The sequence below is a fragment of the Paraburkholderia sp. WC7.3g genome, from assembly GCF_050436345.1.
Classification (GTDB): domain Bacteria; phylum Pseudomonadota; class Gammaproteobacteria; order Burkholderiales; family Burkholderiaceae; genus Paraburkholderia; species Paraburkholderia podalyriae.
The window spans coordinates 141,546-151,074 of sequence record NZ_JBNDMA010000002.1; the positions used below are offsets into that span (position 1 = coordinate 141,546).

The following is a 9,529-nucleotide window of genomic DNA, read 5'->3' on the forward strand; positions in this document are numbered from 1 at the left end:
TCCTTCGGCACAGGCTGGTGCCCGAACCGCTTCCCCCACCAACTTCGCCCGCGACGGGGCTCCCATAAAGAGGGAAGACCGAGATTATATCAAATAATCCCGGCCTTGCAAGCGAAACTTACTGCGACTTCAACTACTTCTACAGCCTTGCGACATTAGATGACGCGAGCCGCCTCGACTAGGCGAGCCACAACCCAAGCCTTCGTCTTCGAAATTGGACGAGTTTCCTGGATTTCAACGAGGTCACCTTCGTTGTACGTGTTCGCGTCGTCATGCGCGTGATACTTCTTGGAACGCACGACGTACTTGCCGTAGATCGGGTGTTTCACGCGGTGCTCGACCAGCACGGTAACCGTCTTGTCCATCTTGTTGCTGACGACCTTGCCGACCAGCGTCCGCTTGAGCGAGGTTTTTACGCTATCGTTCATTTCTGGTTCGCCTTCTCAGTCAGGACGGTCCGCACACGTGCGATGTCGCGACGGACCTTCTTCAGCTGACTCGTGTTCGTGAGCTGCTGGGTCGCAAGTTGCATGCGCAGGCCGAATTGCGCCTTCAACAGGTCCGACAGCTCCTTGTTGAGCGCGGCCTGATCTTTCTGGTGAAGTTCGGAAGCCTTCATCATTTGCTCCTTAGGCGCCGAGCTGACGCACGATAAACGTCGTCTTCAGCGGCAGCTTCGCTGCAGCCAGACGGAACGCTTGGCGCGCCAGTTCTTCGGTTACGCCGTCCATTTCGTACAGCATCTTGCCCGGTTGAATCTCAGCGACGTAGTACTCCGGGTTACCCTTACCGTTACCCATACGCACTTCAGCTGGCTTGGTCGAGATCGGCTTGTCCGGGAAGATTCGGATCCAGATGCGGCCACCGCGCTTGATGTGACGCGTCATTGCACGACGCGCCGCCTCAATCTGGCGCGCGGTCAGACGACCGCGACCGACAGCCTTCAGGCCGAACTCACCAAACGACACCGCGTTGCCGCGGGTAGCAACGCCGGTGTTACGACCTTTCTGCTCTTTGCGATATTTTCTGCGTTTCGGTTGCAGCATCGTTATTCTCCAGTCTTCCCGTCGCCGCCGGCACGACGAGGAGCGCCACGGCGTGCACCTGCCGGGCCACCACCTTCACCATCACGACGCGGACGGCGATCGCCACCCGGACGTGCGTTGCGGCGCGGACGCTTTTCTTCGGCGACTTCTTCGACCACCGGTGCGTCATTACGGCCGAGCGTGTCGCCCTTGTAGACCCACACCTTTACGCCGATGATGCCGTACGTCGTCTTTGCTTCCGACGTTGCGTAGTCGATATCTGCACGCAGCGTATGAAGCGGCACGCGACCTTCGCGATACCATTCCGTACGGGCGATTTCGATACCGTTCAGACGGCCAGCGCTCATGATCTTGATGCCTTGAGCACCCAGACGCATCGCGTTCTGCATCGCGCGCTTCATCGCGCGACGGAACATGATCCGGCGCTCGAGCTGTTGCGTGATCGAATCAGCGATCAGTTGCGCGTCGGTTTCCGGCTTGCGGATTTCTTCAATGTTGACGTGAACCGGGACGCCCATGCGCTTTTGCAGCTCGGACTTCAGCAGTTCGATGTCTTCACCCTTCTTGCCGATCACGACACCCGGGCGCGAGCTGAAAATCGTGATTCGTGCGTTCTTTGCAGGACGCTCGATCACCACGCGGCCGACGGACGCGTTCTTCAGCTTCTTCTTCAGGTATTCACGAACACCGATGTCTTCCTGCAACATCGCCGCGAAATTGTTGTTGTTCGCGTACCAACGCGAAGCCCAATTGCGGCTGACGGCCAAACGGAAGCCAGTCGGATGAATTTTCTGTCCCATCGTATGACCCCTTAATTCCCGACCGTCACAGTGATGTGACAGGATTGCTTCTCGATGCGGTTACCGCGGCCTTTAGCGCGCGCGGTAAAACGCTTCAGCGACGCTGCCTTGTCGACGTAGATGCTCTTGATCTTGAGCTCGTCGATATCGGCGCCTTCGTTGTGCTCCGCATTCGCGATCGCCGACAGCACGACCTTTTTCACGATTCCCGCAGCCTTCTTCGGCGAAAACGTCAGAACGTTCAACGCCTTGTCGACCGGCAAACCGCGGATCTGGTCAGCCACAAGGCGCGTTTTCTGCGCCGAGATGCGGGCACCGCGATGAATTGCTTTCACTTCCATCTTGATTGCCCCTTATTTCCTGGCCTTCTTGTCGGCCGCGTGACCCTTGAACGTCCGGGTCAGTGCGAACTCGCCAAGCTTGTGGCCGACCATGTTTTCCGTGACATACACCGGAACGTGTTGACGGCCGTTGTGAACCGCGATTGTCAGACCGATGAAGTCCGGCAAGATCGTCGAGCGACGCGACCAGGTCTTGATCGGTTTCTTGTCACGCGATGCTGCAGCCGCCTCAACCTTCTTCAGCAAATGGGCGTCGCAGAACGGACCTTTCTTAATAGAACGTGCCATTGCCTACTCCTTAACGCTTGTGACGGCGCTGGACGATCATACTCGTCGTGCGCTTGTTGCTGCGGGTGCGATAGCCCTTCGTCGGCGTGCCCCACGGGCTCACCGGATCGCGGCCAGCCGCAGTCTTGCCTTCGCCACCACCGTGCGGGTGATCGACAGGGTTCATTGCAACGCCGCGCACCGTCGGGCGGATACCGCGCCAGCGGTTCGCGCCAGCCTTACCGATTTGACGGAGGCTGTGCTCTTCGTTGCCCACTTCACCGATCGTCGCACGACATTCAACGTGCACGCGGCGGATTTCGCCAGAACGCAGGCGAACCTGCGCGTAGACGCCCTCGCGAGCCAGCAGCATCGCAGACGTACCAGCCGAACGCGCCATTTGCGCGCCCTTGCCCGGCAGCATCTCGATGCAGTGAATCGTCGTACCGACCGGAATGTTGCGGATCGGCAGCGTGTTACCTGCGCGGATCGGCGCTTCGGAACCCGACATCAGTTGCTGACCGACTGCTACACCCTTCGGAGCGATGATGTAGCTGCGTTCGCCGTCTGCGTACAGAACCAGCGCGATGTTCGCGCTCCGGTTCGGGTCGTACTCGAGACGCTCGACCTTTGCCGGAATCCCATCCTTCGTGCGACGGAAGTCAACGACACGATAATGATGCTTGTGACCACCACCCTTGTGACGCGTGGTGATGTGACCGTTGTTGTTACGGCCGGCGGTCGACGATTGCGTGTCGAGCAGTGCCGCGAACGGCTTGCCCTTGTGCAGTTCTTTGTTGACCACCTTGACCATCGCGCGGCGACCCGGCGAAGTCGGCTTAACTTTCACGATTGCCATGATTACTTGGCCTCCGCTTCAAAGTTGATTTCTTGGCCGGGCTTCAGGCAGACGTACGCCTTCTTCACGTCCTTGCGCTTGCCCATGAAGCGGCCAAAGCGCTTGGCTTTGCCCTTCGCGACCAGCACGTTGACGGAATCGACTTCCACCTTGAACAGCAGCTCGACTGCAGCTTTCACTTCCTGCTTCGTGGCATCCGGCGCGACTTCGAACACGACCTGCTCGTTCTTGTCGGCAACCAGTGTCGCCTTTTCGGAGACCACCGGCGCGAGCAGGACCTGCATCAAACGATGATCGTTCTTGCGAATCTCGCTCATGACAGCAACTCCTCGATCTGGGCGACCGCAGCCTTCGTGATCAGGATCTTCTTGAAGTAGATCAGCGACAGCGGGTCGGCGTAACGCGGCTCGACAACCGCCACGTGGGCGAGGTTGCGCGACGCGAGGTACAGGTTTTCGTCAACCGTGTCGGTAATCACCAGCACGGAGTCGAGACCCATCGCCTTGAATTTTTCGGCCAGCAGCTTCGTCTTCGGCGCTTCGAGCGTCAGCTCGTCGACCACCGAGATGCGGCCTTCGCGGGCCAGCTGCGAGAAGATCGAGCAGAGACCTGCGCGATGCATCTTCTTATTGACCTTGTGCGAAAAGTTTTCTTCCGGCGAATTCGGGAAGATGCGGCCACCGCCGCGCCACAGCGGGCTCGATGACATACCGGCACGGGCGCGGCCCGTACCCTTCTGGCGCCACGGCTTCTTGGTCGTGTGCTTGACCTGCTCACGATCCTTCTGCGCTCGGTTGCCGCTACGGGCATTCGCCTGGTACGCAACCACGACCTGGTGAATCAGGGCTTCGTTGTAATCGCGGCCGAACACGACGTCCGACGCGCTAACGCCTGCACTTTCCTGACCATTGGCATTCAGGAGCTTAAGTTCCATTATTTCGCTCCTTTCACGGCACGCGTCTTCACGGCCGGCGTAACGAATACCTTGCCACCCTTCGCACCCGGAACAGCGCCCTTGACAAGCAGCAGCTTGCGGTCAGCGTCGATGCGAGCGATCTCGAGGTTTTGCACCGTTACCTTCTCGTCACCTAGGTGACCGGTCATGCGCTTGCCCGGGAAAACGCGACCCGGATCCTGCGCCATACCGATCGAGCCCGGCACATTGTGCGAGCGCGAGTTACCGTGCGATGCACGGCCAGACGAGAAGTTGTAACGTTTGATGGTACCGGCGTAGCCCTTACCGATCGACACGCCTTGCACGTCGACCTTCTGGCCCACTTCGAACAGCTCGGGACCAACCACCGTGCCGCTCGACAGCTCGGCAGCCTTAGCGGCATCGATCTGGAATTCTTTGAGGATTTCACCGGCTTGAACGCCGGCTTTGGCGAGATGACCTGCCAACGGCTTCGTCACGCGCGATGCGCGGCGCGTACCGAACGTAACCTGCACGGCCGTGTAGCCGTCGGTTTCAACAGTCTTGATCTGCGTCACACGGTTGTCGGACACGTCCAGCACGGTGACGGGAATCGAATCCCCTTCAGCCGTGAAGATACGGGTCATGCCAACCTTGCGACCTACGAGTCCAAGGCTCATCGTTTTCTCCATTCCCGACTGCGATTGGTCGGGGCTAATTTACAAAATGCCGGCGCCGCTTCGGGCACTAATCGATGTTGCAGCACGCCGGCTTTTTTGCGCAAATGCGCGAAAAGCTCAACATTATAGCGAGACTTTCCGTTTTCCGCAAGCAATCAAAGACTTAGCGTTGTCCGAGTTGCCGCATAAAGGCCGGAAGCCTTACTGCAGCTTGATTTCAACGTCAACGCCAGCCGGCAGATCCAACTTCATCAGCGCGTCCACGGTCTTGTCCGTCGGGTCAACGATGTCCATCAGCCGCTGGTGCGTGCGGATTTCAAGCTGATCGCGCGAGGTCTTGTTGACGTGCGGCGAACGCAGGATGTCAAAGCGTTGAATGCGGGTCGGCAGGGGCACCGGACCACGAACGATTGCGCCAGTCCGCTTGGCCGTATCGACGATTTCAGCTGCCGATTGGTCGATCAGGCGATAGTCAAAAGCCTTCAGGCGAATGCGGATTTTCTGATTCTGCATGACGAATTCCTTAAAAAGAGCAAGGCGATATTGCACCGCCGATTAGAAAAAGAACGTAGGCACGGGCGCTCGCGGAGAGCGGGTGCCCGTGCCCGGGCACTGCGTACTGCTACACCGATCTTCGATCTTACTCGATGATCTTGGCGACGACACCAGCGCCGACCGTACGGCCACCTTCGCGAATTGCAAAACGCAGGCCTTCTTCCATCGCGATCGGGTTGATCAGCTTCACCGTGATCGACACGTTGTCGCCCGGCATCACCATTTCCTTGTCCTTCGGCAGCTCGATGGAGCCGGTCACGTCCGTCGTACGGAAGTAGAACTGCGGACGGTAGTTGTTGAAGAACGGCGTATGACGGCCGCCTTCGTCCTTGCTCAGCACGTACACTTCAGCCGTGAAGTGCGTATGCGGGTTGATCGAACCCGGCTTGGCCAGAACCTGACCACGCTCCACGTCTTCACGCTTCGTGCCGCGCAGCAGGATACCAACGTTGTCGCCTGCCTGACCCTGATCGAGCAGCTTGCGGAACATTTCCACGCCCGTGCAGGTCGTCTTCACCGTCGGCTTGATACCGACGATTTCGATTTCTTCGCCGACCTTGACCACGCCACGCTCAACGCGGCCCGTCACCACCGTGCCACGACCCGAGATCGAAAACACGTCTTCCACCGGCATCAGGAACGAACCGTCAATCGCACGCTCCGGCGTCGGGATGTACGTGTCCAGTGCATCGGCCAGGTTCATGATCGCCACTTCGCCCAGCTCGCCCTTGTCGCCTTCCAGCGCCAGCTTGGCCGAACCCTTGATGATCGGCGTGTCGTCGCCCGGGAAGTCATACTTCGACAGAAGCTCGCGAACTTCCATCTCGACCAGCTCCAGCAGCTCAGCGTCGTCCACCATGTCGCACTTGTTCAGGAACACGATGATGTACGGAACGCCAACCTGGCGCGCCAGCAGGATGTGCTCACGCGTTTGCGGCATCGGGCCGTCAGCAGCCGAGCACACCAGAATTGCGCCGTCCATCTGTGCCGCGCCCGTGATCATGTTCTTCACATAATCAGCGTGGCCCGGGCAGTCGACGTGTGCGTAGTGGCGGTTAGCCGTCTCGTACTCGACGTGCGCGGTGTTGATGGTAATGCCGCGCGCCTTTTCTTCCGGCGCCGCGTCGATCTGGTCGTACGCCTTCGCTTCGCCGCCGAACTTCTGCGTCAGAACCGTCGTGATCGCCGCCGTCAGCGTGGTCTTGCCGTGGTCAACGTGACCGATCGTGCCCACGTTCACGTGCGGCTTGGTCCGTTCGAATTTACCTTTAGCCATGTTTCTCTTCTTTCAGAAAGTTAATCGTTGAATGACTTTGCCGCGCGATTACTTCGACTTGGCGTTGATGATCGCTTCCGACACGTTACGCGGAGCTTCAGCGTAGTGCTTGAACTCCATCGTGTACGTCGCACGACCCTGCGTCAGCGAACGCAGCGACGTCGAGTAGCCAAACATTTCCGACAGCGGCACTTCGGCGCGAACGATCTTGCCGCCGCCAACCATGTCTTCCATGCCCTGGACGATACCGCGACGGCCCGACAGGTCGCCCATCACGTTGCCCATGTAGTCTTCCGGCGTTTCGACTTCCACGGCCATCATCGGCTCGAGGATGACCGGGCTTGCCTTGCGCATTGCTTCCTTGAACGCCATCGAACCAGCCATGCGGAACGCGTTTTCGTTCGAGTCGACGTCGTGATACGAACCGAAGGTCAGGTGAACCTTCACGTCAACGACCGGGAAGCCCGCCAGAACGCCAGCCTTCAGCGTTTCCTGGATACCCTTGTCGACCGCCGGGATGTATTCACGCGGAATCACGCCGCCCTTGATTTCGTCGAGGAACTCGTAACCCTTGCCTTGTTGGTTCGGCTCGAGTGTGATGACTGCGTGACCATACTGACCGCGACCGCCCGACTGCTTGACGAATTTGCCGTCAACGTCAGCCGCCGTGCTGCGAATCGTTTCGCGGTAAGCAACTTGCGGCTTGCCGACAGTCGCTTCCACGCCGAATTCACGCTTCATCCGGTCGACCAGAATTTCGAGGTGCAGTTCGCCCATACCGGAAATGATCGTTTGACCCGATTCTTCGTCCGTCTGAACGCGGAACGACGGATCTTCCTGAGCCAGACGGTTCAGTGCCAGACCCATCTTTTCCTGGTCAGCCTTGGTCTTCGGCTCGACAGCCTGCGAAATCACCGGCTCCGGGAAAATCATGCGTTCGAGCACGATCGGGTTTTGCGGATCGCACAGCGTGTCGCCCGTGGTCGCTTCCTTCAGGCCGACCGCAGCAGCGATGTCACCTGCGCGCACTTCCTTGATTTCTTCGCGCTGGTTCGCGTGCATCTGCAAAATACGGCCCAGACGTTCCTTCTTGTCCTTGGTCGCGTTCAGCACCGTGTCGCCCGAATTGATGACGCCCGAGTACACACGGAAGAAGATCAACTGACCGACGAACGGGTCGGTCATGATCTTGAATGCCAGTGCCGAGAACTTTTCGTCGTCAGCAGCGCGGCGCTCAGCCTTTTGACCATTTTCCAGCTCGCCGGTGACCGGCGGGATGTCGATCGGCGACGGCAGGAAATCGAGCACGGCGTCCAGCATGCGCTGCACACCCTTGTTCTTGAACGCAGTGCCGCACAGCATCGGCTGGATTTCGCAAGCGATCGTACGGTCGCGCAGACCCTTGATGATTTCCTCTTCAGTCAGTTCGCCCGACTCGAGGTACTTGTTCATCATTTCTTCGTTCGCTTCAGCCGCGGCCTCGACCATCTTTTCACGCCATTCATTGCACGTGTCGACGAGTTCTGCCGGGATGTCTTCGTACGAGAACTTGGTGCCTTGAGACGCGTCGTCCCAAATGATCGCCTTCATCTTCATCAGATCGACGACGCCCGTGAAGTTCTCTTCCGCGCCAATAGGCACGACGACCGGAACCGGGTTCGCCTTCAGACGCAGCTTGAGCTGGTCGTAGACCTTGAAGAAGTTTGCGCCGGTACGGTCCATCTTGTTGATGAACGCGAGACGGGGAACCTTGTACTTGTTAGCCTGACGCCACACGGTTTCCGACTGGGGCTGCACGCCGCCCACAGCGCAGTACACCATGCACGCGCCGTCGAGCACGCGCATCGAGCGCTCAACTTCGATCGTGAAGTCGACGTGACCCGGGGTGTCGATGATGTTGATGCGGTGTTCGGCGCGGTCGCCCGCCATGCCCTTCCAGAATGCCGTGGTAGCAGCGGAAGTAATCGTGATGCCGCGCTCCTGTTCCTGCTCCATCCAGTCCATGGTAGCAGCGCCGTCGTGAACTTCACCTATTTTGTGGTTCACGCCCGTGTAGAACAGAATCCGCTCGGTCGTCGTCGTTTTGCCGGCGTCGATGTGAGCGCTAATACCGATGTTACGGTAGCGCTCGATAGGAGTCTTGCGAGCCACTTTGATCCTCTATTGGGATGACGCGATGCGAGAGATGCCCATCGCGCTGTAACACAAACGGGCGAGGCGCCTTGGAAGCGCACCCGCCCGGAATTTCTTTCCGCTTTTCCGCTAAACCCGGGGTCGGGAGCTTAGAAACGGAAGTGCGAGAACGCCTTGTTGGCTTCTGCCATCCGGTGAACTTCGTCGCGCTTCTTCATTGCGCCGCCACGGCCTTCGGCCGCTTCGGAGAGTTCACCTGCCAGACGCAGGGCCATCGACTTCTCGCTGCGCTTCTTCGCGGCTTCACGCAGCCAACGCATCGCCAATGCCATACGACGCGACGGGCGCACTTCGACCGGAACCTGATAGTTGGCACCACCAACGCGGCGGCTCTTCACCTCGACCACCGGCTTGACGTTGTTGAGCGCTACCGTGAACACTTCCAGCGGGTCTTTGCCACCCTTGGTCTGAATCTGTTCGAAAGCGCCGTACACGATACGCTCGGCAACCGACTTCTTGCCGGAGAGCATCAGCACGTTCATGAATTTTGCTACATCAACATTGCCGAACTTCGGATCCGGCAACACTTCCCGCTTGGGGACTTCGCGACGACGCGGCATGTTTCTTCCTTTACCTTTTCAGTTGGAGCTGTTTGCAGC

General features: G+C 58.9%; 14 protein-coding genes. All 14 read right to left on the reverse strand.

The annotated features are described in order from the left end of the window. Positions 1 to 155 precede the first annotated feature (155 nt). Complete coding sequence (rpsQ, locus tag OKW43_RS12070; protein ID WP_007180129.1) at positions 156 to 428, reverse strand: 30S ribosomal protein S17; 273 nt, start codon at positions 426 to 428, stop codon at positions 156 to 158. Continuing rightward, a complete protein-coding gene (rpmC, locus tag OKW43_RS12075) occupies positions 425 to 619 on the reverse strand; it encodes a 50S ribosomal protein L29 (RefSeq protein ID WP_007180130.1) in 195 nt (64 codons plus the stop codon). The genes rpsQ and rpmC overlap by 4 nt, the downstream gene beginning before the upstream one ends. Before the next feature lie 10 nt (positions 620 to 629). Beyond that, complete coding sequence (gene rplP / locus OKW43_RS12080; RefSeq protein ID WP_187636114.1) at positions 630 to 1,046, reverse strand: 50S ribosomal protein L16; 417 nt, start codon at positions 1,044 to 1,046, stop codon at positions 630 to 632. A 2-nt stretch (positions 1,047 to 1,048) separates the two neighbouring features. Further along, positions 1,049 to 1,846: a 30S ribosomal protein S3 gene (gene rpsC / locus OKW43_RS12085; RefSeq protein WP_074766158.1), complete on the reverse strand. Its 798-nt coding sequence runs from the start codon at positions 1,844 to 1,846 to the stop codon at positions 1,049 to 1,051. 11 nt (positions 1,847 to 1,857) lie between these two features. Next, positions 1,858 to 2,187 carry a 50S ribosomal protein L22 gene (rplV, locus tag OKW43_RS12090; RefSeq protein ID WP_004199272.1) on the reverse strand — a complete coding sequence of 110 codons (330 nt, stop codon included), beginning with the start codon at positions 2,185 to 2,187 and terminating at the stop codon, positions 1,858 to 1,860. A gap of 12 nt (positions 2,188 to 2,199) precedes the next feature. Further along, positions 2,200 to 2,475, reverse strand: coding sequence for a 30S ribosomal protein S19 (rpsS, locus tag OKW43_RS12095; protein ID WP_027199083.1), 276 nt, complete (start codon positions 2,473 to 2,475; stop codon positions 2,200 to 2,202). A gap of 10 nt (positions 2,476 to 2,485) precedes the next feature. Continuing rightward, complete coding sequence (rplB, locus tag OKW43_RS12100; RefSeq protein WP_187636115.1) at positions 2,486 to 3,313, reverse strand: 50S ribosomal protein L2; 828 nt, start codon at positions 3,311 to 3,313, stop codon at positions 2,486 to 2,488. 2 nt (positions 3,314 to 3,315) lie between these two features. Further along, the gene (rplW, locus tag OKW43_RS12105) at positions 3,316 to 3,630 is read right to left on the reverse strand and encodes a 50S ribosomal protein L23 (protein WP_008923345.1); all 315 of its coding nucleotides are present in this window, start codon (positions 3,628 to 3,630) and stop codon (positions 3,316 to 3,318) included. Continuing rightward, complete coding sequence (gene rplD, locus OKW43_RS12110) at positions 3,627 to 4,247, reverse strand: 50S ribosomal protein L4 (protein WP_090802165.1); 621 nt, start codon at positions 4,245 to 4,247, stop codon at positions 3,627 to 3,629. Before rplD ends, rplW begins: the two co-directional genes overlap by 4 nt. Then, entirely contained in the window at positions 4,247 to 4,906 is a 660-nt protein-coding gene (rplC, locus tag OKW43_RS12115; RefSeq protein WP_187636116.1) for a 50S ribosomal protein L3, read from the reverse strand. Before rplC ends, rplD begins: the two co-directional genes overlap by 1 nt. Positions 4,907 to 5,107: 201 nt before the next feature. Further along, positions 5,108 to 5,419, reverse strand: a complete 312-nt coding sequence (gene rpsJ, locus OKW43_RS12120) for a 30S ribosomal protein S10 (RefSeq protein ID WP_006998489.1) — start codon at positions 5,417 to 5,419, stop codon at positions 5,108 to 5,110. 127 nt (positions 5,420 to 5,546) lie between these two features. Beyond that, the gene (gene tuf, locus OKW43_RS12125; protein WP_187636117.1) at positions 5,547 to 6,737 is read right to left on the reverse strand and encodes an elongation factor Tu; all 1,191 of its coding nucleotides are present in this window, start codon (positions 6,735 to 6,737) and stop codon (positions 5,547 to 5,549) included. A 48-nt stretch (positions 6,738 to 6,785) separates the two neighbouring features. Continuing rightward, entirely contained in the window at positions 6,786 to 8,888 is a 2,103-nt protein-coding gene (gene fusA / locus OKW43_RS12130) for an elongation factor G (protein WP_187636118.1), read from the reverse strand. A 131-nt stretch (positions 8,889 to 9,019) separates the two neighbouring features. After that, positions 9,020 to 9,490 carry a 30S ribosomal protein S7 gene (gene rpsG / locus OKW43_RS12135; RefSeq protein WP_006053291.1) on the reverse strand — a complete coding sequence of 157 codons (471 nt, stop codon included), beginning with the start codon at positions 9,488 to 9,490 and terminating at the stop codon, positions 9,020 to 9,022. Positions 9,491 to 9,529: the final 39 nt, after the last annotated feature.